The following is a 26,025-nucleotide window of genomic DNA, read 5'->3' as shown; positions in this document are numbered from 1 at the left end:
GTTTAGCTTAGGTTTAAATCTTTAACCGGAAAGGAGGATTTTAAACGATTTTTAAAAAATAGGAAATGGGGGATCATGGGCGATCTGGATCACAATTTCCATATATGAAGAACCCGCTAAAGTTCATCCTGTATGAACTCGGTTGGTGATTTGCCAAAATATTTTTTAAATTCTATACTAAAATATTTCCTGTCCGTATAGCCAACAGCATACGCCACATCTGATATGTTACCAATTTTTTGTTTTAGTAATTGAGCTGCCCTTTTTAACCGGATAGACTTGATGAATTCATTTACAGATAAGTCGGTCAGGGCCCTGATTTTTTTGTAAAGGGTTGGTTGGCTCATACCAATTTCTGAGGACAGCATGGGTACATCAAAATCAGGGTCTGTCATTTTTGTTTCAATGATTTGAATAATTTTATGCAGGAAATTTTGCTCGGTGGTATTAACAAGCAGATTTTTAGGCTCGAGTTGAATGATGCCTGCAAATTTTTGTTTAACCTTTTCGCGGGCATTTAAAAGATTCTGGATATGGAGTTGCAAAATCTTTAAGTTAAAAGGTTTCATGATATAGCTGTCTGCCCCATTTTCGAGGCCATTTACCTGATGGACATAGGCCGACCTTGCTGTTAATAAAACAATTGGAATGTGACTGGTCCTTTCATCTGTTTTTAACCGGCGGCAAAGTTCCAAACCATCCAATACAGGCATCATTACATCGCTAATAATAATATCAGGGATGATTTCAAAAGCCTTTTCCAATCCTTTTAAGCCATTTTCGCTTTCATGTATATGATATTTTGTTTGCAGCGATTTCTTAAGAAATGAACGTACATCATCATTATCCTCTACCAGCAAAACATGATAACTTTGTTCTTCGGCTAATACCAGATTTTCACCTGCGCTTTCGTTTTCTACAGCATTTGTTAAGAAGTTGCCATACCTGGCTTCATCATGGTCGTAAACAGCATCTGTGATAAAATCACTTTCCTTAAAATGGCTTTTGCCGGTTTTCAGGCTTACTTTAAAACAGGTGAGCCCGGATGCATCTGCATTTTGCGGAATATTTTCAAAAGTGATATTTCCATGGTGGAGGTCTAAAATGCTTTTCGAAAAAGACAAACCTAAACCCGTACCAATTGTACTGGCTGATTTTGCCTGATAAAAGCGCTCAAATAAATTTTCCTGTTCAGCCAGTGGAATACCCGGTCCATTATCACAAATTTTAATCGTGACTAAATGATCGCTTTCCTCAATTTTAAAATTAATCTTACCTTCTTTAGGTGTAAATTTAAAAGCGTTAGAAAGTAAATTGAAAAACACTTTCTCCAGTTGAACCTTATCGAAGTATAGTTGTATTTCTTCTTTATCGGCTTCAAAATTATATTCAATTTGCTTGGAAATGGCCATGTTCTGAAAGGCCATGAAAATTTCGCGGCAGAATTTAACAATGTTTCCTGAACCGACATGTAATGGCATTTTCCCGCTTTCAGCTTTCCTGAAATCCAGTAATTCGGTAACCAGGTTCATCAAACGGTCGGCATTATTTTTAATGGGTTGAAGTGATCTATAAAGTTCAGGGTTATCTTTTTCGGTTTCAATCAAGTCTTCTAATGGTCCAACAATTAGCGTAAGTGGTGTGCGTATCTCGTGAGAAATATTGGTGAAAAATTCGAGTTTATGTTCGTTAATTTCTTTTTCCTTTTCAAATATGGCCCTAATTAATAAATAGCGGATAATGATAACTAAAATGGCTGCTGCCACACAGAAATAAAATAGATAAGCCCACCAGGTTCCGTAAAAAGGTGGGTTCACTACAATTTCAATCCGACCGATGTTTGCACTATATACCCCATCATTGTTTATGCCTTTAACCAAAAAGGTATAAGAACCAGAAGGCAGGTTTGTATAGGTAGCTGCAGGCACACTAACCGTATTCCAGTTTTTATCGTAGCCATCCAGTTTATAGGCAAAATGATTCTTTCCTGATTTAATAAAATTTAATAAGGCAAATTCGATGGTTAATGTATTCTGATCATAAGCTAATACCAGTTTATTTGTAAAATTTATGTCGGCTTTTAGCAAACCGCTTTCATCATCCGCACTTATCGATTTGTTGAACAGTTTTAAATCTGTAAAAACAACTGGTGAGGCCACATTATTGCTCTGGATATTGTTCGGATAAAAACTGGTTAAACCGTTATAACCACCAAAGTAAAGCGCTCCATTTACGCTTTTTAGCCTTGCATTTTTATTGAAAACATTGTTGAGCAGGCCATCACTCGTATTATAATTTTTAAAGTGCCTGGTTCCGGGGTTATATACAGAAAGGCCGTTACTCGTACTAATCCATAAATTATGGCTATCATCTTCCAAAATTGCCTGGATATTGTTGCTCGGCAGACCGTTTTCTTCCGTAAAAATTTCTAGGGTATTATTTTGGGACCGGTAACAATATAGGCCACCATAATAACTACCAATCCAAATTTGCTTTTTCGAATCTTGTGCAATGGTGTTGATGTATTTTATTTTGGGCCTGATGTTTTTGATGCGCTGCAAAACCGGGGCAAACCTGTCTTGTCCTTTGGGTTTGATATAGAGCTCTGAGGTGGTGCCCATCCAGAGATTGTCTTCTGCATCATTTAACAAACATTTTATGGATGGCTTTTCAATGATGCCTGAAGCTGTTTTTACATTATAACGTGTGAATATATTTTTTAATTCATTGCTTTTGTACAGCCCGTTCTGTGTGCCTACCCAAATGATTCCCTTTTTATCTTCTGCCAGCGCAGGTATTTCTCTGCTGGTTGCAATCTGGTCTTCAGCACTGTATAAAAACCGTTTAAAAACGTTGCTGCCCCTGGCTAGATAATTTAAACCGCCACCATGGGTTCCAATCCACAGATTTTCATCTTTATCTTTTAATAATACCTTAATAAGATTTGAGCCAAGGCTACTGCTGTTGTTCTGAATGTTTTTGTATAAAGTGTTTTTGTTAGATGATTTTTCATAAAAGTTCAATCCGCCGCCTTCAGTTCCTATCCATAAATTTTTGCCTCCATTTTCTTCTAAAACAGAGCTCACCACATTGTCGCTGAAAGCTGGATTTATATGTCCGTTTTGAAAATTGTTGAAGACGGTAGTAGTGGGGTAGGTTACATTTACCCCGCCAAAATAAGTGCCCACCCAAATAGCGTTAGCTTTATCCATAAATAAACTATAGACGGAATTTTGACTTAAGCTTTTTCGGTTCTCTGTATCGTGCTTAATAGATGAGATTTTGCCAGTTGAGGGATTCATAATCATTAATCCTTCTAAAGAGCCTATCCATAAGTTTCCTTTATTGTCAAATATCATTTTTCTGATATTATCATTTACAGCGCCATTTTTTCCGTTATTATAATTTACAAATGCATTCGTTTTTTTATTGAAAGTACTAAATCCACCGCTTTGCGTTCCAACCCACATGCGGTGCTGTTTGTCGGTAACAATTGTGGTGATATAATTGTCGGCCAGGCTGCCCGGTTTGCCATCTGCCTGATAGGTTTTAAATGCATAATGGCCGTTTATCTTATCAATAACAGTTAGCCCTTTAGTTGTGCCCACCCAGATTTTGCCCGAATCATCTTCGGATATCGCTTTTATTTCGTTTGAGGCCAAACCATTTAATCCTGATTTGAGAAAAAGCTCCGATTTGTAGGGCGGGTTTTTAATCATCTTAGTCAGACCATTTATTGAGCCTATCCATAAGTTAGACTTACTATCCTCATAGATGCAGGTAATAACATGGCTGCCAGGCCAGTTTTTTGAGCTATTGATAACGATTTTTTCAAACGCATCTTTTTCAGGATTATACTTGTTTAATCCATTAGACGTAGCCACCCACAGGTTTTGTTCCCGGTCGTTAAACAAATAATTTATTTCATTTGCGCTTATGGCATTTTTTAAACCGGTGTTGCGGTATATTTTAAAGCGATAGCCATCATATCTGTTTAAGCCATATTGTGTGCCAAACCACATAAAGCCCTCTTTATCCTGGATAATAGTTAAAACGGAGTTTTGAGAAAGTCCTTTTTCAACATTAAAATGGTCGAAATAAATTTGCTGCTGCGCACTGATTCGCAAGGGAGATAGGAGTACAGCAATGAACGTCATTACTACTGCACTTATAAAGCTGTAAGTAAACTTTAGCACGAGAGTAACATATTGGTTAGGGAGTTAGTACAATAATAAACTAAATTTTTATAAGAAATACCCAATTTATCTATAAAATTATCTTCCAGGAAAGTACCCATTCCGCTACCCTTAGTTCAGAAATGATAAGCAGATACAGCTGCTCAAAGGATAAAACTCAAAGGGAACTAAATCTAAGTGATAAAGGAATTGTTTCTTTCACTACACATCGCTTTTTTATGCTAAAATAATCACAGTGGATAATAAAGAGGTGTTGCAATTCTAAATATATAGGGGTGTTTTTATAAAAGATTATTTTTTTCTATAGAAGGATTTGCCTTCGCCCGCTGCCCAGCCCCGGATTTTATGGTATTTAAAAAATAATGCGGTTAAATAACGCTGTCGTTTTTGCTTAGAATTAACTGCTGTCTGGTTTGAACGATGAAGGTATTATTTCCTTCGATTTGTAATGCTATTTATAGAAAACAACCCCTAATTCGTTAGAAAATAACCCCTGCCTAACCATTCAATAATAATATGTTTGCTGTTGACCGATATCTTATTCAAAAGAAGCGGGCCGATATACTAACCAAACTAATTCTTAAATTATGAATAAACTTTACAGAGGGCGTAGGGCCATAGGCGCTATAATCCGGGCGCGGAATTTCACTGAACTTTTATTAGTACTCTTAATGTCAATAGTCGGTACCCAGGTTTTTGCGCAGAGCAGAACCATTATAGGGGTAGTTACTGATGGGCAGAAGCAAACGATACCTGGGGTAACTATCCAGGTAAAAGGTTCTAAAATCATTACGCAGACAGATGAAGAGGGAAGGTACAGAATCCAGGCATTGCCTGCCGATCAGTTGGTGTTCAATTATGTTGGCTACCAAGCTGAAACGGTGAGTGTAGGTGCCAAAACAACTATCAATATAACCTTAAAACCATCATCAATAGGCCTAAGTGATGTTGTTGTAATCGGTTATGGATCGGCAAACAGAAACGACCTGTCAACTTCAATTGCTTCAGTGAAAATGAGTGATTTTGAAAAAGCCCCGGTTAAATCATTCGAAGAAGCCCTGGCAGGACGTGTTGCAGGGGTTCAGGTAGCTGGCAGCGATGGACAGCCAGGGGCGGTATCAAATATTGTAATCCGTGGAGCGGGGTCAATTACGCAGGATAACTCGCCACTTTATGTTATCGATGGTTTTCCGATGGACAATGCCAATAACAATTCTATAAATCCCGATGATATTGAAAGTATCGATGTATTGAAAGATGCTGCGGCAACCGCTATTTATGGGTCAAGAGGAGCGAATGGTGTAATTCAGATTGTAACCAAAAGAGGGAAAACAGGCAAGCCTGTTGTAGCCTATAACGGCTATTATGGTTTACAGGAAAATACAAAGAGAATTGCCGTAATGGATCCTTATAATTTTGTTAAACTGGCCAATGAACTGGACCCTGTAGGTACTGCTCAGGGGTATTTTATTGAGGGAAGAACACTGGAATCGTACCAGGGTTTACAGGGAACAGATTACCAGGACCAACTGTTTAAAATTGCACCTTATCAAAACCACTCTTTATCTTTAAGAGGTGGTGCAGATCAGACTAAATATTCATTATCAACCAACTATCAGGATCAGGAAGGCATCATCATTAATTCAGGGTTTAGCCGCATACAAAGTAGATTTACGCTTGATCATAACGTTAGTAAAAAAGTTAAAGCGGGCATAAATGTTAATTACAGTTATACCCAATCGTATGGTGGGCCTATCGGGTCATCTAATTTCTCAGCATCAATTAATACACTCTATTCTATATGGGGTTACCGGCCGATAACAGGAAGTTTATTGCCGATTGATGATCAGCTGTATGATCCCGGACTTCCCGCAGTAAATGTATATTCCGATTACAGGGCTAATCCGATTCTTGATTTAAAAAACCGCATCAATAACAACAAATCAAATAACCTTGATGCAAACGCTTATGTAGAATATGAGATAATAAAAGGATTAAAATTAAAATCTACCGGTGGCATTTCAATTGCCAATGCAAGGGTGAATGCCTTTTATGGTTCGAATACTGCTTTAGGGGGTCCTTATACTGCACAGAAAGTTAACGGTTCTATTTACAATAACACAGGTTCTACCTGGTTAAATGAAAATACGCTTACTTATGCGAAAAAAATTAATAATGCGCATAACTTAAATGCAGTAATTGGTTTCAGTAATCAATTTGCCAAAACCGGATCGGCTGGTTTTAGTGCCACCAATGTGCCGAATGAATCGCTTGGACTTGATGCATTAGACCTATCAACCTCAATTGTAGCAAGATCGGTAAATTCTACCTGGGGCATGCAGTCATTTTTTACCCGCGTTAGTTATGATTACAAATCAACTTACCTGTTTACCGCTTCTTATCGTGCAGATGGTTCATCCAGATTTGCTCCTGGTGAGAAATGGGGATATTTCCCGGCGGTATCGGCAGCCTGGAAAATAAAAAATGAAAGTTTCCTTAAGGATGCTAAAATTCTTTCTGATGCGAAGATCAGAACAAGTTATGGAGAAACCGGTAATAACCGTGTATCAGACTTTGCATACTTATCTCAACTTGCATTTCCTTTAAACCAAAGTTATTCTTTTAACAATAACCCGCCAGAGTTAAGTGCCATGATCGGAACTTTTGGAAACGAAGGTTTGAAATGGGAAACTTCCAGGCAAACCAATATCGGAATAGATCTAGGCTTTTTAAAACAACGCATGCTTCTTACGGCAGATATTTACCGTAAAAAAACCAGTGATTTATTGTTGAATGCCCAATTACCTTATACAACGGGTGCCAGTAATGCTTTCAAGAATGTTGGTGCCATGCAAAATGACGGTTTAGAGCTTACCCTGAATACGGTAAATATTCAGAACAAAAATTTCCGGTGGACGACCAACTTCAATATTAGCTTTAACAAGAATAAAGTAGTTTCTTTAGCCGAAAATCAACAATATCTGGCTACAACAGTTGGTTTTGATACCAGATACTCAAACATCCCTCCTTACATATCGGTACTTGGACAGTCTGTAGGACAGCTATACGGACACATATTTGATGGTATTTACCAGTACAGCGATTTCGATAAAATGCCTAATGGCGCATATGCTTTAAAATCAAATATCCCAACAAACAGCAATGCCCGTGCAAACATTAAACCAGGTGATATCAAATTTAAAGACATCAACGGGGATGGCGTCGTGAATGAGCAGGACAGAACAATTATCGGTCGTGGCCTTCCATTACATGTAGGTGGTTTTTCTAACAATTTTACCTATAAAAATTTCGATTTAAATGTATTCTTCCAATGGTCGTACGGTAATAATTTAATTAATGCCAATAGATTAATGTTTGAAGGATCTACATCCAATAATCCATTCCTTAATCAATTTGCAACTTATATCGATAGATGGTCGCCTACCAATCCGAGCAATACCTATTATAGGGCTGGAGGTGGTATAAACACCTATTCATCCAACGTAGTTGAAGATGGTTCTTACCTCAGGTTGAAAACGGTATCACTGGGCTACAATTTTTCGAAGAAACTATTGGATAAAATAAAGCTATCGAGTTTAAGGGTGTATGCCAGTGCTCAAAACTTGTTTACCATGACCAATTATTCAGGTCCTGATCCTGAAGTTTCGACCCGGAATTCAGTGCTGACCCCTGGATTTGATTTTTCAGCATATCCTCGTCCCAGAACAATTGTATTTGGATTAAACACTTCATTTTAAATCAGATTTCGTTATGAAACGTATATATATAACACTTATCTTTTTTGCGGCAGCAATGTGCTCTTGTAAAAAAGTGTTGGATACTACACCAACAGAATTTGTTACGCCAACAAACTATTATAACACAGCCGCCGAACTGCAAACGGCATTAAACGGCGTTTACCGAACCCTTGCTACAAGTGGATTGTATCAGGCCATTTATTCCTTTCACCTGAATATCAGTACTGATGAGGTTTGTACAAGAGCTACTGGAGTACCACAGGAAACCATGTATAATTACGATTCCAATAATGCTTCGGTAACCACCATGTGGCGGGATCTGTATTTTGGGATTGAAAGGGCTAATTTATTGATCGAAAATATTAATAAACCTGCTATGGATGAAAGTAAAAGGAGCTTAATTAAAGGAGAAACTCTTTTTTTAAGGGCGTACTTTTATTTTATCCTGGCCAGCAATTTTGGCGATGTTCCGCTTATTTTAAAGCCAACAGGATCTATCCAGGATGTAAATGTTGCGCGCACACCACAAAAAGACGTTTTTAACCAGGTGCTGGCGGATATGACCACTGCCGAAGGCCTTCTGGCTTCGCAAAAAACAACAAAGGTAGTCAGCAGCGGGGTGGTTACGCAAACTGCTGTACAAGCCATTTTAGCGAAGGTTTGTCTGAGGATGGCAGGTTTTCCGATAAATGATATTTCTAAATATAATGATGTGTTAACCTGGACAAATAAAGTTATTAATTCGGGAGAACATGCATTAAACCCAAACTACCAGCAGATATTCATCAACATTGCCCAGGATAAGTATGATATCAAAGAAAGTATGTGGGAAGTAGAGTTTTACGGCTCGAACGTTACCATATATGGTGCAGGTGGTGGTGCATTAGGAAACTATATGGGTACACCCTCATCCGATCTGAATATAGGTGGCTCTGCAGGCTGGTTGACCGTAAGTAAAAAACTATTCGATTCTTATGATGTAGATCCTGCTAGTACAGCAAATCCAAAAGTATCATTTGATTTAAGAAGAGACTGGAACTGCGCCAATTATAACTGGGGAACAGGCATACCTGGTGTAAAATCGGCGCCAATTACCAACCCCTGGTTAATGTATGCCGGTAAGTTTAGACGGGAGTACGAAGTTGCTACGCCGAAAGATAAAAATACAACACCACAAAATTACCCGATTATCCGATATGCTGATGTTTTATTAATGCGTGCGGAAGCCGAAAATTATATTAATGGACCAACTCCACAGGCCTATAGTGATATCAATCAGATAAGAAGAAGGGGTTTTGGGATATTACAGGGGAATTTGGTAAAAGCGGTTACCATAACAAATGGTGGCAGTGGGTATACTACGGTGCCAACGGTTACCATCACGGGCGGTGGTGGCTCGGGTGCAACTGGTACGGCTACCATTTCTGGCGGTAAAGTTACGGGTGTTATACTCACAAATAAAGGTAATATAGCCGCACCATATTATACGGTTGCACCAACCATTGCTTTTAGCGGCGGTGGTGGCACAGGTGCAGCTGCTACTGCAACCATAACATCGGCAACCGATGCAGACTTACCTGCAAACCTATCAAAAGATGATTTTCAAAAAGCCATTCGGGATGAAAGAGCCCGCGAGTTATGTTATGAGGGGGTAAGGCGCCAGGATTTGATCAGATGGGGGAATTTTTACAACGACATGAAAGATTTTCTTGCCTACGCATTGGCGAATGGTGTACCTAATTTAACCAATGGACAACCTGGCGCCACCGGACCTGCTACTCCGGCCAACAATGTCAGCCCAAGAAATCTTTTGCTGCCAATCCCTCAATACGATATTTCATTAAATACCTCATTAACACAAAATCCCGGCTATTAATCCTAAAAATTATGAAATCAAAATATCTTTTTTATATGGTCTTGCCGGCGTTATGTTTAGGCCTGTCATGTAGTAAAAAATTAGGAGTAGAGGCTCCAACATTAAATGTTACGGTAACAAATGGTCAGTTGATTAATGGTGTATCCACTTTTAAGCTTGGTGAGACAGTACAGTTCGCTTTCAGCGGATATGCAGCCAATGTATCGGTTTATACGGGCGATGCGGGTCGTAATTACGATTATCGCGAACGTACAGCGGTAAGTGGTAAGCCGCAATTATCATTTACTTCGTTGGCGCAGTTTGGTACACAAAGCAATACTTTACAGGTTTTAGCCATTAATGGCCTGCCTAAGTTAGATGCCCAGAGTGCTTTGGCCGCTAACTGGGTAGATATTACGGGCAGGGCAACGTTATCAACCGGAACAGCAATCGCATCTGGAACCATAGATTTATCAGACCTGGTAAAAAGCACGTCCGATTCTTTATTTATTGCATTTAAGTATTCCGGGAAAACGGGTTCTACACAAAGAACCTGGACGATTACCAACTTTGCTGTAAATACCATTTTGCCTGAAGGACCACAGGTTATTTCAAATTTAGCAAATGATAATCCGTACTGGACAAAATTCAGTGAAGGAACGTCGGCTGCTAACTGGACAACAACAACTGCACAATTACAGGTAGTTGGCGGCACGGCTACTGCACCTGATAATGTTTCCTGGATAATATCGAAGCCCCTGTTTGTAAGCAGGGTGGCACCAGACTGGGCCGTAGGACTTAAGAATATCGGAAATGCCAATCTGACCACCTACAATTACAAATACCTAACGGTTGGCAAGTATAAAGCAACATTTATCATTTTTAATAACTCTATTGATGAAACCAGCAAAGTGATAAAGGAAATCCCAATTGAAATTGTCCCTTAGTATCCTTTTAATTGTTTAGTTCTTTGTTTTGCTGGGGCTATGCCCCAGCTTTTTCTCCTATTTTTTTATTTATGTATTCAAAACTTTTTATTGCCGTTTTCCTATGGTTTTGCATCACCACTGCAAATGCACAAGATGCTTCCCGTTTCAAAAAATTAGTATGGGCGGATGAATTTAACTACAAAGGCTTGCCCGATTCTACAAAATGGGATTATGAAGTTGGTTTTGTGCGCAATAAAGAACCGCAGTATTATACAAAGGCGAGGTTAGAAAATGCCAGGGTAGCAAATGGAAACCTCATCATCGAAGCTAAAAAGGAGAATTATAAAGATGCAAAATTTACATCAGCCAGTATCATTACCCTCAATAAGAAGCACTTTAAATATGGTAAAATAGAAGTACTGGCAAAAGTACCCAAAGGAATTGGAGGATGGCCGGCCATTTGGATGCTGGGCATAAACCGAACAGAAGTAAAGTGGCCAAATTGCGGCGAAATTGATATTTTAGAATATATAGGAAAAGATTCTGCTGCTGTTTATGGTACAGTGCACTATTCGGATATTGACGGGAAATATGGTATGAAGGGTGAACATCCTAATGTAGGCAGCCCTTATGATGGCTTTCATCTTTACACATTTGAATGGGATAAGGATAAAATGGCGATGTATTACGATTCGGTTAAATATTTCGAATTTGATATATCAAAAGCAGATCAAAATATCCAAAAAATTTTTAGAAGTAAATTTTACCTCCTTCTTAATTTAGCTTTAGGCAGGGAAGGTACGCTGGGCGGGCGGCTGGATGAAAATATTCTCCCCCTTAAATATGAAATAGATTACGTCAGGGTTTATAAATAAAAGAACTGCTTGCTAACAGGCAATATGTTTTTATGTCGATAACAATGGTATTGATTATAGAGATGGAGAAACAAGGATAGTTTATTTCTCTATTGTTCCGTTTGTTTAAGGGCAATGTCTTGAAAATTCTTTGCAATAAGCGTCATGGATGTTATGTTGTGAATGAAATTTCAAACATTGCCTTTTTTGGTGTTTATAGAATCTAATTTGTTTATAACCGATTGAAATTCAAGATTTAACCCCTATTTACTTATGATATTACCCCTATTGTTTTTTCTTTTCAATCTAAATTTATTGAAGGATCGCGATAGTAAAAAGATTATTGATCACCAGGTATTTTTTATTTTTCTGTCAACTTCCTACTAACCAAATACTAAAGAAAACAATATGAATTTACTTCAAATCCTCCCGGGGCTGGCCATGCCCTTCGGCAGCGGTTTCCTGGCGTACTGTCGGGATAATGCAACCTGTGCTCAAACCATGTTTTTAAACAAATGCCCCTGCCGGGTTAAATCCATCATGCTGTTACCCTGGCATTCATAACAGGTTTTGTTTACTGGAAGCTAAATTACCTACTGATGAACAGTATGGAATAATGGCTAACCAACTTTGGACAATTTAACACTCATCCTAAATTTCACTTAAAAGTACGCCCTATGTTAAAGTTTTATAAATTATTACTGTTATGCGGCATCTTCATTTTTTGTAGCATAACCGCTGCTGCACAAACCGATATTTCAAAGGTTCGTAATGCCTATTTATCCAGTTATTATTTCAATTACGCTTATTCCAATGCTGTAAAAGCCATACCCGCAAGCCATATTCTATCCCGTATTGATACAGACGGAAGTTTTAAAAGAACCAATAGAAACAGTGTTCAGGCTGATTTAACAGATACGATTTTTAAGTTGCTTTATGTGTTTGAGCGACCGGATTCTACTGCTTATTACCAGAATGAAGCAACCAAAGTTAAGCTGTATAATGCTGTCAACTATTGGCTGAACCATTATCCCGGTTTTGCATGGACGGGAAGTGCAATGGCGCAACCTTCTTCATTAGGGATGATATTGGCGAAACTAAATGATAATTTTCAGGCCGATGCAGCTAACCCTTCCTATAGTGGTATTATCTCAAACATCAAAACCAAAGCTAAACAGTTTTTAAGGTATACCTGGAGCAACGGTGCCAGCAAAAGCACCTTTAATAACCCTAATTTGGGTAATAACCCCGGCGCGACTTACGACTGGCAACGGATGGGGAATGTGGGTTACAGGATATTAGGCTACACCGGCATTGCAGCAGGATGCGACGATAGCACCTCAATGGATACCATCTCCACTATTATATCCAATCAAATTCCGCTGCAAATCAATAAAACAACCCTCTCCTCGGGTATTGTGGGAGCTGCCTATGATGGTACATTATTCCAGCACAGTGCATCATCTACATTGGGTTCTCAATATCAAAATACAAGTTATGGTTCCGATTATCTTCGTGATCTTTCGAGATATGCCATTTGGGTGAAAAATAGTAAATGGGCATTAACAAAATCACAGCAGGAGGCCTGGGGGAATATCATCTTAAATGGCATGCAATGGATGGCCTACAAAGGCAATATTACCGGGCATAATATTGCTGGCCGGCATAATGCAGTTAAAGGGGCACTTGGTACGCAGTTAACAGCCATGCCCAGCGAATTTACCAGCGTTGCAGATTCGACAATAGCACCATATAAACGTGTTAAAGCATTACAAACCAAACTTGCCAATAGTGGGTATAAAACCTATCAGATAGATTCGACTAAATATTTCTGGAACTCCCATATCATATTAAACCATTCAGCCAAATATTTTACCGCTATCCGTATGCTCTCTAAAAGAACCGTGGGGGCAGAATCTTCTGATGCTTCGGGTGGTGCAGGCCTCATGAACTTTTTTGTTGCAGATGGTTCTACGATGTTATACCGCAGGGGAAATGAATATGATTCCGCGAGGGTAGGCTGGAACTGGCGGTGCATACCAGGTACTACCGTTAAACAAAAAACAGGTACACTACCGCTCGTAGCCTGGAGCGCCGGAACTGAAAGTAATAACGATATTGCAGGGGGCGTATCAGATGGCAATGTTAGTATCGGTATGTTCAATTTAAGCCGGACCCATACGTATACCAAAACAAAAGCCAACAAAGCTTATTTTGCTTTTAAAGACGCCTTAATTTGCGTAGGCAACGCGGTAAGTGATACAGATGCAGCAGCAGGCGATATTTATACTACACTTAACCAAACCCAACGCAGAACCGATACTTATTACAAAATTAATGGTGGAGCAGAACAAACTGTTGCTTTGGGCAGCAGTGTGGCAACTTCCTTAGATATTACCTCGGCATCGTGGTTTTGGCAAGATAGTGTGGGCTACGTTATTTTACCTAAAAGCACCATAGCTACCACTGCTGTTTTAAGGGCCGAAACGCGCTCAGGCAACTGGTATAACCTGGATAAAAGAAATACCAATGCTACTGTATCGGTCAATATTTTTCAGCTGAGTATTAACCATGGCACAACAGGTTCAGGAAAAGATGATTCTTATCGTTATGTAATTGTCCCCTCGGTTAGTAAAACGGATCTGATTAATTTTTTCAATGCTAAAATATTAGCTGCCGATTCTACATCCCTGTATATTAACTACAATGCTGCCAACCTGATTTCTGCCAGTTACAATGGTTATACAGGGGTGTTTTTTACGGGTACAGGTAACGCGAAGGCCACTAATTTAGGCGCTGATAACCTCAGCGTATCGGCCGATAAACCTGTTGCACTCTTATTAAAACGTAAACCGACAGGTTTAGATATTCATGTAAGTGATGTGAAAAATGCTTTTAACACCAATAACGAAATCAAACTGGGTTTTAACAGGATTTTCCAAAACAACTCTTTTACGCCTGTAAGGGCTAATGGCCCGGTGCAAATTACGCCAGCAGCAGATTCTTCTATGGTTACCGTAAACACCGCCAAAGTTAGCGATCTCTACGAAGGTGAACCCATACAAATCAAGGCTTTAAAAGGAATATCAACCATAAAAAGCGATAGTACAGTTACCCTTGCCGATTCATTTGTGCAGGATGGTACTTACGCTACAACCAACTATGGTTTAAATTCTTATCTGGCCATGAGTTATGGCAGTAATGGTTATACCAGAGAAGCTTATTTGAAGTTTGATATGCATGGTGTAAAGGGTAATGCCATCAACGCAAAACTCAGGTTATATGTTACAGGAGCTGTAAGCACCCAATGGAACTTACACAAAGTGAGTAATAATAGCTGGACGGAAACAGGAATTATCTGGAATAATAAACCAGCTGCAGATGCCGCAGTAATTTCGGGCGTGGCAGGGGCGAGTGCTGTTGGTTATGTCTATTTTGATGTTACGCCATTGTTAAATAGCCTGGGTACAGATAGCATTTTATCTGTCAAAATAGATGTACCATCAAATGTGGGGTATATTTGGTCGGCCGTATCTTCCAGACAAGGTAGTTTTCCGCCCAAAATACTCTTCACTGTAGATACGGCGGTTTCGGCATTAGCTGTTAAAACTGCACCTGTAATTGCTGATGCATTTGTTAAAGACGGTACTTTTGCCAATAATAATTTTGGTAGTTATACCTACATGGAGGTTAAAAGCGATGGGGTAAGTTACCGGAGGGAAGGTTACCTTAAATTCGACCTTCATCAAGTTAAGGGGAAAGTAATCGGCGCCAAGGTAAAATTATATAGTTTAGGCGCCTCCACCACTAAATGGCGACTAGAAAAGGTTAACAACAATAGCTGGACAGAAAGCGCCCTTAAATGGGCTAATGCGCCTGCGGCCGATACCTTAATTAATGTTCAGGATGGCACCCCTGCGGCAGCTTTTGTGGCTTTTGATGTGACCAATCAATTGCAGCATATGCCGTCTGATAGTTTGCTGAGTTTAAAAATCACAGCACTCACCGATGCTGTTTTTACTTCATTCTCTACAAAAGAGGGTGCTGCAGCCTATAAACCCTATATTGAGTATACCGTAGATACGACACAAAATATAGAAAGCTTAAATATGCAGGCACCGCTGCTCATGGCCAAGGCACCACCGAAAAAAATGAAGCTGGATGAAAATTTAACGCTTGAGCAGACCGATCAAGAAATTAAAGTGCAAAATATTTTAACACCCAATGGCGATGGTGTAAATGATATATGGCTGATTAAGAATATCGAACAGTATCCGAAAAACTGGGTGAGGGTATTTTCTACTAACGGCAAACTGGTTTATAGTAAAACCAATTATAGCAACGATTGGGATGGCCAGTATAATGGCGCCCCATTGGCCGAAGGAGCCTATGTTTATTTTATTCAGATTAAGCCTAACACTAACCTGATAAAGGGAACATTTTCTGTACTAACCGCCAGATAAATTAATAAAACTGACCAAATGCCGGTTTGAAATTATAGCCGGCATTTGATTTTTTAGATGAAGTATGTTTCAGGGAAATGCCACCCTCGCGAGTGCCCACGGTGCATTATTTTTGTAGCTCGCAGGCGTAAGGGTGCCGCGTGTTAATAGTAAAAGATATCTATGAAAAGAAGAATGATTCCAACTGTTAAATACACAATAAAAAAGGGATAATATCTTACAAACCTCTTCGATTTATCATTTTTGATTATATGTTCAATCCGCTTACGAAAAAGAGCAGAAATCAAAAGGTCATAACAACTGATGAAAAAAAGAGCTGCTTTCCAATTAAATGGAATTTGATTATTTATAAAATATATCCATCCGAAATTTACAATTAACAAAATTGTTGAACTAGATCCCCACGCTGGCGCACGCGTGCCGCGTGTGCAACATTGCTGAAGGAATATGCAATATGGTTGCTAAAGTAAATCCTTAGCAAGTATCCAATAGTATTTAATAAAGTAAAATTTTCTTTCCATATATTTAAATCAGAATAAAGTCTCCTAATTAAAGCCATTTTACCACCAGCTATCCCATGGTCAAAATGGTTAATTCATCCCGGTATATAAGAAGATGTACATGTTTCTGCTAGCGCAGGTGTGGATAAAACATAAAGGAATGAGCCGTAAATATAAATTTTACAATAAGGAAGGATTATATTTTGTAAGTTTTGCAACAGTATATTGGATAGATATATTTGTGCGGCGTTTATATTGCGATATTGTCGTTGATAGCTTAATTTACTGCAAGAAAAACCTAGGTTTAGAAATTTATTGCTGGTGCATTATGCCAAGTCACATACATTTAATTTTTAGTGCAAAAAATCATAATCCAGATATTCTGCTAGGACGGATTAAAGAATATACTTCCAAAGAAATTGTAAAAGCAATTATAGAGAACAGCCAGGAAAGTAGAAAAGAATGGCTGCTATGGATGTTTAAGCGGGCAGGCGCAAAAAGCAGTAAGGTTAAAGGATATCAATTTTGGCAGCATAATAATAAACCAATAGAATTGTGGAGTACCTCGGTTATTGAGCAAAAGGCAGATTATTTGCATGACAATCCTGTTGTTGGTGGTTTTGTTAACGAGGCCTGGCATTGGAAATATAGCAGTGCAATAGATTATAGCGGAGGCAAAGGATTAATAGATTTAGATGAACTGTAAAGGTGATATGGAATGCACACGCGGCACGCGTGCGCCAGCGTAGGGAGCCGGACTAGATTTATCTGGGATGAAAGGCAGCTCTTAATCTTCTTATATTTCCACCATTCTTCATCACCTATTTCCTATTCCATTCCGTTTTGTTAGTTTTGAGCTTCAATCATAGAAATAAACAAAGCATAGCATGAATCATTGGTTAGTAAAATCTGAGTTAGATTTGACTAAAAAAGGCTTCTATTTGTGTTTAAATGCGCTTTTTTGTGTTTTGGAAAGCGCATTAAAATGCCGTTCTTAGGCCCATTTTGTCAACGGTTTTGTCAACGATTTATTTATTGCTTTTGACATTTTTATGACCGATAATCATCTTTTTCTGGTGCTTTTGCTACGATTTGATTGGTTAGTAGCAGATAAAACAATATCGGTTTTGTAAATAATTGATTAGTAATTTGTTAAATTATCTCGTGAAAACGTTCTGTGAAAAAGTTTCAAGTTTTGATTTTTGACGTTTTTTTCTAAAGATTTATACCCCTAATTTATTGATTTTCTGTCAACTGTTTTGTTAACGATTTTCAAGCTCAACCCTGGTCAGAAGTAAATTGGTTAGGATAGGTTTTCTGTTGTGGTAATCTGCTAATAATAAATGTTTTACTGTTGTGTTGTGTTCGTAGGATATGTTATTTCATTGACTTTACATATTTTCTAAGGAAGATATTAATTGCTTCCTGTTTGGGGAGTTTTTTCTTCATTGGTTTGACTTTTTCTTGAATAAATATATTTTTTACAAACCCTATTGATTCCCTGATTTCACCTGCGGTGGATTCCAATTGCTTTAGCATATTGAAGATTGTTATATCCAACACTTGCTGGTTCGAGGTGGTTAAGATTTTTTTTATCTCTTGGAGTTCTGTTTTAAGGTTCTCCAATTCACCTATCTGGAATTTAAGAATCGGATCCGGCGTAGTGTGTGAGATATCCTGAGTTAGCTTTTTGTCGATCTCCTCCATCCTGGTGAGTAACATGTCGATTTTCCTTGTCAGATCTTGAATACTTTTTTCCATCCCGGGTAATTGTAATTTACAATATTGAAAAAAGCTGAATTTACTTTGTCCAATATTGGTACTATTACAGTTGTGGGTCCTAAATATTTAAATTTAATTGTCCGACGGCTAGGAATCAATTATCTTACGTTTTATCGGTCAACGGCAATAACATAGATATCGTTATCCCAATGGGTAAATTCATAATTCTCTTTAGTTTCCGGGTCGAAATAAACAAATTCCCGGATTTTTTTCCATTTGTACTCTTCCTCTACGGTTCTTAATAAGTCATTAAAGTACCAATCAGTGTAATGAAGTCGTTGGAGGCGTAGGTAACCTTTACCTCGTTTGAATTCGGGGTGAGCCTTCTGATAATCAACAAAATCAGTATACCTTCCTATTGAATTTGGCGCACCAATAAATAGATCTCGTACTTCCCTGTACAGTTCTTTTAATTCAAGAAAGTCTATTGTTTTTGTTCTGTCGATACTGGGTTTTATGATGTCTCCAGTTTTTCCTATTTTATGGGAATATCGAAACGTTTCAGCTGATCGGTTTAGAATCTTAAGTAATTTTTCCAACTTTTGAAAGTATTGATTGAACAATTCCTTTTCTGCCGGGTCTACTCTTAATTTTTTATGAACCCGGTTGTATGCGACTTTTAGTTCTTTCGCAAGCTCTGTCAGGTCATGGCTTTTCATTAAGGCTGTGATATTTTCGAATTTGGTAGTTGTTTCTTTTTCACTGTATTGGTTGAAAAATGCCATATTTTCCTTGATGGCTAACTCGATGCCATGGGAAATGGTGTTAAGTAGCGGCAGAGAAATTTCATCATATCTTCTGGTTGTATTGGAATAAGTTTCAAAGATAAAATCTACTAATCTTTCATATTGACCCCAGATAATTCCGTTGCTGGTTGCATCCCCGACATATGAAAAATGCCGATTTTTTTCATCGATTATTTCTCTTCTGGTTTTGGTCATAAGTTTTATTTGTTCTTTTAAGAGTAATTAAAATTGTCTTTATTCAAAAACATGATCTGGTGTAACACGTTACCATTGTTTTGTAAGGGAAAGTATAAAATAAATTGTTTTTATATTCTGGAAAATGGAAATTATTTTTTTGAAGGTCAGTTTGGGGTTCTTATTCAATTCTGACCAAGTTAAGTTTCAGTTCTGGCACGCAAAGGAATTTCCGGCATAAACGCTCCTGTGGCCTTTGCCCGCTGTCCATTTATTCCGTTCCTCCTTTTGCTTTGGCAGAAGCTGAACCTTTCGGGGCGCCATAATTAAATCAGAAAATTATGGAAAATTTAAGTTTTAAAGTAGCGGAAATTGAGATCAGTTACCATCCGGCGTTTAAATTGGCAGAGTTGCCACAGGTTACATCTGCACAGGAAGCTTACAGGGTATTAATGGAACGGTGGGAGGAAGGCAGAATTGAGCTTCTAGAAGAGTTTAAGGTAATTTTGCTCAACAGAAGGGGTAGGGTATTGGGGGTAGTGAACATCTCGCAGGGTGGTTTGTCTGGAACGCTAGCTGATCCCAAGGTAATTTTTGCAGTGGCGCTGAAAGCCTGTGCAAGTGGGGTCATCCTGGCGCATAATCATCCAAGTGGAGAATTGTCGCCAAGTGATGCAGATATTTCCTTAACCAGGAAATTAAAATCCGGGGGTGATATTCTGGAAATTAATGTGCATGATCATTTGATTGTTTCCAGGTATGGGTTTTATAGTTTTTTGGATGAGGGGATGATGTGATAGTAGATCAAGGAGTTTTGGGTAATCAGTGGTGATTGACGCTGCTTAAATTATAATAGAATAGCCTTAAGTGATATTACTGGCTAAGTATGTTAACTTTCTGGGCATTAATATCGAAATGTACTATTCTTTTTCCTTTACCCAATGCATATTCAACGATCTCCGCAGTTCCACCTGGTCCCTTGGCCGGCTTTCCATCCCATATAGCAAAAAGGATGTCTGATCTATCAGCAACTACCTGTCCTGCTCTGAGGAATGCTTGCTCTGACGGACGTTGATAGGCAAGAACTTCGACAGTACTGCATAATTCCAGTATGGTCCGATATGTCTTTTGCTGCGCGTATTTAAATGTTTGTATATAATCGTCGCAAGGGACTATTGCAATAAGATCAATGTTATTTTGCAGCACAACTTCAGCAAAAAGCTGATCTGCGCCTACAGCGAGTGAGCTATAGGCGCAGATGATCTTAGGAATAACAGATATTTCAGCATATAGCTGTTTTTTTAACCAGCCTTTCGCAAGATGCTTATCGAGGCTTTGGTGCCCGGTAATACCGATACTTATCATTTTTAGTTATATTAACTCTTTTTCCACTAGTCTGCGGTAATGTTCGCCAAGGGCAGTGAGTCTGCAGGATTTGCTTTCCATAGCAGCATTCCACATATGGGGAGCATTTACTGGTTCCAATAAGTTTAGCCGGTTGAATTTCTGAAGTCTTTTGAATATAACTGTATTCGTTTCTATTGGCGCTGGCATATCCTCATCTCTTCCTTTCATCTCAGCTTCAAAAGTTGGATCAAGTGGAAATTCCACACCTGCGCTTGGAAAATACTCCGTTATAGAACGTAAATCCTCAAGGGTAATGGGAGGGGTAACTTCTCTCAAGCAGACAAAATTCTTGACATTTGTTTTAAATACAGGGCGCTGCTTATCCCAATCACCTAGTGACTGATCGATATGGGCATAGATACTACCAGGGGTTACTTGCCCTACAAGGTTGGCTGCACTACCACTCAAAGCATCTACCATAAGTGTGGTAAAAATGCCGCTTCCGTTTTCTTCGGATGCGTACTGTTCGGCAGTGGAGGCGGTAAGAATGGTCATACCATCTGAGAGGTGGGAGATTTCTGCATTTTCCATGGAAGTTCCCGCTATCCCAGAGTGACAACTATCCAGTATGATAATTTTATTGGTCGCAGGTGAACGGTTGGCCATGGCAAGAATCTCGTTTAAGGATACGCCGTCATCTCCATGGGTGGCATCTGAGGCGACAAGATAGCCGCCATTAGCTTCGATGTACCCATGGCCGGCAAAATAAAACAAGGCTACCTCAGCCTTCTGCGAAAAAAGAACATTGATCAAGTCCTTTAATTCCCGTTTGTTTACCTGGTCAGCAGGCCCAGAAGAGGTAACCAGTTTGGTTTTGAAGTTGATCGAACCACCATCATTTCGCTTTAGCATACTCTCAACACTGTATGCGTCGTTTACGCATCCGTGTAAACCGGATACGTTTTGGTAATAATCGATTCCGACTATAAGTGCTATTTTCATAATAGTTAAGATTAAATATTGTCGATAAATTTGCCAACTGTTTCCCAGGTCCAGATTTTGGTGGAAACCCCTGGAATGACTGTCCGGTCGTTTGTATAAATCCATATGGCAAGTATGGGCTTACCCTCTTCTTTTGCGCATTGTATTTCCCATTTTTGACCGGTAGAGGTTAAGGAATTCTCACTAACCAGTACTATCACACCGTGGCTGCGACGGATTCTTGTGCGTACTTTCTCTTTCCAGTCGCTATCATAAGCTTCTTTTACTGAAAGATCAATGTATTCGAAGGGGCAATGGTCCAGTAATGACTGGCCTTTAAGAAAATCGCGTAAACGCTCATCCTCGATGGCGAATGCGATAAAAACTATTTTTTTATCAGGCATGATATAATGTTTAAAAGAATTTGCGGAATTCCTGTTTTGGTGCAGCGCCCTTTACCCAGCTATCTAAATCAACATATTTAAAGGCAGAGTCAACAGCAAAAAGACGGTTACTGAACACCGAAAGATCGTTCGGCTTTTCGACGTAGGGGTATAATTTGAGGTATTCTGACCTGTCAAAAGAACTCCTATTTGCATTATCCTTTGATACTGGTGCAAGTGCGCAATGCTGGGTATGCCCATCAACATAACCAAGTTCCCATGGTACCCATTTGGAGATCTGTGCATTGTGCGAGATAGCGAGCAGAAGTGATTTAGATGACCTCAAACGCCTACGGATATGGGCTGCGCTTTCTTCTGTAACATTGTCGCGGTCAAGATGGGGATCAGTGATCCAGTCCACATAAACCCTGAAGCCTTGCCTGGTCAGTTCCAGGTACAATCCTTCCACCTCATCCTTATCGAGAAAACTGTGGCAAAGAAAAATGTCGAAAGTGCTGTGACCAGCAGTACGCTGGGCAGAGAGCTGAACGCTCTCATTAAGGCTTTTGTTTCTAGATAGCCCCTTGAGATAATTACTTGTAAATAATGACATAATGATATTTTTTTAAATCGATCAAAACTAGGCCGTAATGATTTTGGAAAAAACCTGTAATCAAAGGGAGAAACCCTGTAATTTATTTTGCCCGTTTTCCAGCTGATCCAGGCTGTTTTTTTAGGATGGGGAAGGGTCTGCCTGGTCCGTTAGGGAAAAGTATTTTTTAAGGTGAAGGGAGATCTCCTGTAAAAACCAGGGGTTTTTCCTGTAAGATGCCCGTTTTTCAGGGAAATGGGGCGGTTTTCCGCGCCGGGCAGTTGATGCTATTGGAATCGCTTTTCTGCGGGTGTATCATTGTCCCAGTTTTAAAAACAAATAAATTCAATTTTATGTTAAAGCAAAATGGGGCAAGACCCTTACCTTTCTTTTTCGTGGGAAAAACCCTCACGAATGAGCGCATCTTAAGATTTGCGCAGACCAAACATCCTGTATTATCGGAAAAGATCAGTAAACCTGATACTCGTTCGATCTGGTATACGAAAGAACATATCACCTTCTTACTTGAGGAAATGGAGAAGGCCAATGCAGACGGCCTCAGGATTTATTTCGGGGCATACGGTGAAAAGGATACTTACAGCGGGCAGCTTTGTCTGCTGATGGTGATGACTAAGCCTGACGAATTGACCGGCGGCCATTCGGATATCACTCTTGAAGACCAGCCGGACTTTCAGCTTCGCTCTGTTGAGGGAAGTACCCCAAGGGACTTCAATGTTGGATCTCCATGCCCACCGATGTGTGATGATATTAAAGAGGGCTAGGAAAATTCCTAAAAGATGATGTATCTTCAAGGATGAAAAATCCTGCCCAGTATCTTTATCTGATCCCTTTGACTGCCAGTATGATATGTAGTTTGAAGACTTGGAGGGACCGCTGGGCAGGATCTTACCGTGTGTTTTCGGTATTCCTGATTGCTACTTTTCTGATGGAGGTATTTGCTGTTAGCTGGAAACTTGGACTGCATAGCACCGCCTATTGGGATTTTCCAAAACAGAATCTCTGGATATATAATCTTTATTTTATTCCGGAGTACCTGTTTTATATTTTCTTTTATTCCTCCGTTTCTGAAAACCGAAAACTAGGAAAATCAGGATGGTATTTAGCAATTGTTTTTGCAATATTTTCACTGGCCAACATTTTTACGATCCAGGGAATTGGGCAATTAGATACCTTCAGTATCATACTTGGAAGTGGCATATTAATTGCCTATGCGGCATCCTACTTCATTCAGGAGCTTAACAGGAAGATACCACGTACAGTGGGAAGAGAGCCGCTTTTCTGGATTTCGCTGGGTACGTTAGTCTTTCATGCAGTAAGTCTTCCCTACTTTATTTTTATCAACTATCTCAGCAGGACCAACCTGTCCCTTGCAATGGCCTTGTTCAATATCCTGCTGATACTTAATATATTAATGTACATCTGCTATCTAATCGCCTTTCTATGCAAGAATCCCGTTCACAGGAAATCCTTCTAACCATTCTGGTATCGACGTCCGTGGTATTTTTCTTCGTGTGTCTGCTTACCTATTTTTTTTTCAGGCAGCAAAAAAAAAGGTTTCAGCATGAACAGGAAGTACTTCAGCTGCGGGAAACATTCAATCAGACTGTCCTGCAATCAAAACTGGAAATACAGGATCGTACGCTTGACCATATAGCAAAGGAACTCCATGCCAATTTCAGCCATCTTGTTTCTCTTATAAATATTAACCTTTCAGCTGTACTCGCCCAGAGTTCGGGTGAGGTGAGGGAACATGTAAATGAGACCAAGCTGCTTGCAAAGGAACTTATGGCAGAAGTTAAAGCGCTTAGTGTGTCTCTCAACTCAGATTTTATCATGAAGGCCGGTTTTGATAAAAGGCTTGAACATGAACTCCAAAGGCTAGATAAGACAAAAAAATATTTAGTTTCCTATAACCGCGTGGGAACTCCTTTCCGCTTACCTGCCAGTCAGGAAATCGTACTTTACCGCCTCTGTCAGGAAATACTCAATAATATTGTAAAACACTCAGAGGCAAAAAATGTAGAAGTTCTTTTAAGTTATTCAGAAAACTCCCTGGACCTTCGGATTTCAGACGATGGTAAGGGTTTTGATCAGTTTAAAGCCGCGCAGGAAGCCTCTGAGCGGGAAAGTACCGGGCTGCTTAATATTGCCGGACGAGCGAAACTTATCAATGCTCAATTACAGATCAGCAGTACACCGGGTTCCGGTACGCAGGTTAGCGTTGCCATCCCGTTAAATAAATCATATTAGTATGTCATACCGCAAACCACAGATAAAAATAGCCATAGTTGATGATCATAATCTATTCAGAAAAGGGTTGATCACCCTGATCAATCTGGCAGACAAACATAATTACCTTGTTGTCCTTGAGGCTGAAAGTGGAAAGGACATGATCAGAAAACTAGATAAAAAAGCACTTCCAGACATACTGCTGCTTGATATAGACATGCCTGATATGGATGGCTATGAGGCCATGTTATGGTTAAGGGACAATTATCCAAAAATTGCCGTGTTAGTAGTCTCAATGGTCGATAGTGAAGAAGCGATTGTTCGGATGATGCGTTTGGGTGTTAAGGGATACTTATCCAAGGACATTGAAGTGGAAGATATCCATCAAGCGCTCCAGGCAATCAGTAATAAAGGATTTTACTATACAGATTATCTGACCGGAAAGTTGATCGATTCTTTACAGCAGCAGGAATCTGGCACTAATGGATCCCCGGCCGTAAATGGCCAGGGACTTTGGGACCAGATCAGTGAGATCGAACTCAAGTTTATCCGTTTAGCCTGTTCGGATCTGACCTATGAGGAGATCGCTGGGAAAATGTTTCTCAGCCCGAAAACAGTAGATGGATACAGAGCAGCCATCTTTACGCGCTTTGGTATTAGGAACAGGCAGGGGCTGGTGCTTTTTGCACTGAAAAATAAGATATGTGATATTGATAATCTGTAATTGGAATTATTTTGATGCTTGTAGTCGTGAGTATATAGCTGAGATTAGTAAGATATAAGTCAGCAGAATTATTTGTTTGTTTTTATGCTGTCTCTGTTAAGGAATAACCAGCCGAGGGTAGCCGACTGATTTTGGTTTCCTGTTGGACTATGGATAATCATGAATATTTATATTTGTTCATGGAAAAAGTAATTATAAGCTGCCTACTCCAGGGGATGAATCAAAAAGAAATTTCAGAAAGACTCACAGAGCTTGAGATGGTGCCCTGCAGTCTTAGTGCGATCGAAAAAACCATCAAAAAACTAAAAGCCAGGCATGGGGCTAAAACAATGTTTCATCTTGGGGCCAAGATTGCAGGGCGTAAGTGACCACAGAAATAGCTTAGTTATTATGGCCATTGGATTTCAATTGAAAGAAGATTGCAAAGCCTATGTTCCAACTGGTGTATAATTAATATTTACTATTTTAGGCCATCTTACGTTGCAACGCAT

The 26,025-nt window shown here is 39.3% G+C and carries 19 protein-coding genes; 12 read left to right on the top strand and 7 right to left on the bottom strand.

Annotation, left to right across the window (positions count from 1 at the left end; genetic code table 11):
* Positions 1-116 precede the first annotated feature (116 nt).
* On the bottom strand, positions 117-4,157 hold the full coding sequence (locus CA265_14215; protein ID ARS40748.1) for a hypothetical protein: 4,041 nt from the start codon (positions 4,155-4,157) through the stop codon (positions 117-119).
* Between the two features lie 710 nt (positions 4,158-4,867).
* On the opposite strand from CA265_14215, the gene CA265_14210 reads away from it, so the two are divergent.
* From CA265_14210 to CA265_14185, 6 genes are all read left to right on the top strand, one after another.
* Positions 4,868-7,954, top strand: coding sequence for a SusC/RagA family TonB-linked outer membrane protein (locus tag CA265_14210; protein ARS40747.1), 3,087 nt, complete (start codon positions 4,868-4,870; stop codon positions 7,952-7,954).
* A 13-nt stretch (positions 7,955-7,967) separates the two neighbouring features.
* Positions 7,968-9,830, top strand: coding sequence for a hypothetical protein (locus tag CA265_14205; GenBank protein ARS40746.1), 1,863 nt, complete (start codon positions 7,968-7,970; stop codon positions 9,828-9,830).
* 11 nt (positions 9,831-9,841) lie between these two features.
* Positions 9,842-10,756: a hypothetical protein gene (locus CA265_14200; protein ARS40745.1), complete on the top strand. Its 915-nt coding sequence runs from the start codon at positions 9,842-9,844 to the stop codon at positions 10,754-10,756.
* 71 nt (positions 10,757-10,827) lie between these two features.
* Positions 10,828-11,613, top strand: a complete 786-nt coding sequence (locus tag CA265_14195; protein ID ARS40744.1) for a hypothetical protein — start codon at positions 10,828-10,830, stop codon at positions 11,611-11,613.
* A gap of 656 nt (positions 11,614-12,269) precedes the next feature.
* Positions 12,270-16,055, top strand: coding sequence for a hypothetical protein (locus tag CA265_14190; protein ID ARS40743.1), 3,786 nt, complete (start codon positions 12,270-12,272; stop codon positions 16,053-16,055).
* Between the two features lie 660 nt (positions 16,056-16,715).
* Positions 16,716-17,261 carry a transposase gene (locus CA265_14185; protein ARS42996.1) on the top strand — a complete coding sequence of 182 codons (546 nt, stop codon included), beginning with the start codon at positions 16,716-16,718 and terminating at the stop codon, positions 17,259-17,261.
* Between the two features lie 671 nt (positions 17,262-17,932).
* Here the strand turns inward: CA265_14185 and CA265_14180 are convergent.
* Together CA265_14180 and CA265_14175 are read right to left on the bottom strand one after the other, a co-directional pair.
* A complete protein-coding gene (locus CA265_14180; GenBank protein ID ARS40742.1) occupies positions 17,933-18,316 on the bottom strand; it encodes a hypothetical protein in 384 nt (127 codons plus the stop codon).
* Between the two features lie 131 nt (positions 18,317-18,447).
* Positions 18,448-19,278, bottom strand: a complete 831-nt coding sequence (locus CA265_14175) for a hypothetical protein (protein ID ARS40741.1) — start codon at positions 19,276-19,278, stop codon at positions 18,448-18,450.
* A 320-nt stretch (positions 19,279-19,598) separates the two neighbouring features.
* Between CA265_14175 and CA265_14170 the strand changes: the two genes are divergently transcribed.
* Positions 19,599-20,054: a DNA repair protein gene (locus CA265_14170; GenBank protein ID ARS40740.1), complete on the top strand. Its 456-nt coding sequence runs from the start codon at positions 19,599-19,601 to the stop codon at positions 20,052-20,054.
* A 76-nt stretch (positions 20,055-20,130) separates the two neighbouring features.
* On the opposite strand, the gene CA265_14165 is transcribed toward CA265_14170, so the two are convergent.
* Genes CA265_14165 through CA265_14150 form a run of 4 tightly spaced genes read right to left on the bottom strand, consistent with a single transcriptional unit; the run spans position 20,131 to position 22,581 of the window.
* On the bottom strand, positions 20,131-20,622 hold the full coding sequence (locus CA265_14165) for a hypothetical protein (protein ARS40739.1): 492 nt from the start codon (positions 20,620-20,622) through the stop codon (positions 20,131-20,133).
* Positions 20,623-20,628: 6 nt separating this feature from the next.
* Entirely contained in the window at positions 20,629-21,606 is a 978-nt protein-coding gene (locus CA265_14160) for a peptidase C14 (GenBank protein ARS40738.1), read from the bottom strand.
* 11 nt (positions 21,607-21,617) lie between these two features.
* Positions 21,618-21,989 (bottom strand): hypothetical protein, encoded by a 372-nt coding sequence (locus tag CA265_14155; GenBank protein ARS40737.1) that lies wholly within the window; start codon positions 21,987-21,989, stop codon positions 21,618-21,620.
* Between the two features lie 10 nt (positions 21,990-21,999).
* Positions 22,000-22,581, bottom strand: a complete 582-nt coding sequence (locus tag CA265_14150; GenBank protein ARS40736.1) for a hypothetical protein — start codon at positions 22,579-22,581, stop codon at positions 22,000-22,002.
* A 215-nt stretch (positions 22,582-22,796) separates the two neighbouring features.
* Between CA265_14150 and CA265_14145 the strand changes: the two genes are divergently transcribed.
* The 5 genes from CA265_14145 to CA265_14125 all read left to right on the top strand — a co-directional run bounded on the left by CA265_14145 (position 22,797) and on the right by CA265_14125 (position 25,902).
* Complete coding sequence (locus tag CA265_14145; protein ARS40735.1) at positions 22,797-23,342, top strand: hypothetical protein; 546 nt, start codon at positions 22,797-22,799, stop codon at positions 23,340-23,342.
* Positions 23,343-23,374: 32 nt separating this feature from the next.
* Positions 23,375-24,055: a hypothetical protein gene (locus CA265_14140; protein ARS40734.1), complete on the top strand. Its 681-nt coding sequence runs from the start codon at positions 23,375-23,377 to the stop codon at positions 24,053-24,055.
* A complete protein-coding gene (locus tag CA265_14135) occupies positions 24,022-24,831 on the top strand; it encodes a hypothetical protein (GenBank protein ID ARS40733.1) in 810 nt (269 codons plus the stop codon). Before CA265_14140 ends, CA265_14135 begins: the two co-directional genes overlap by 34 nt.
* A 1-nt stretch (position 24,832) precedes the next feature.
* Positions 24,833-25,534, top strand: coding sequence for a hypothetical protein (locus CA265_14130; GenBank protein ID ARS40732.1), 702 nt, complete (start codon positions 24,833-24,835; stop codon positions 25,532-25,534).
* A 149-nt stretch (positions 25,535-25,683) separates the two neighbouring features.
* Positions 25,684-25,902, top strand: a complete 219-nt coding sequence (locus CA265_14125) for a hypothetical protein (GenBank protein ARS40731.1) — start codon at positions 25,684-25,686, stop codon at positions 25,900-25,902.
* Positions 25,903-26,025: the final 123 nt, after the last annotated feature.

This window comes from Sphingobacteriaceae bacterium GW460-11-11-14-LB5, assembly GCA_002151545.1.
In the GTDB taxonomy this organism is placed as follows: Bacteria; Bacteroidota; Bacteroidia; order Sphingobacteriales; family Sphingobacteriaceae; genus Pedobacter.
Note: the sequence above shows the minus strand (reverse complement) of the source record. Positions and strands in the feature narration are given on the sequence as shown.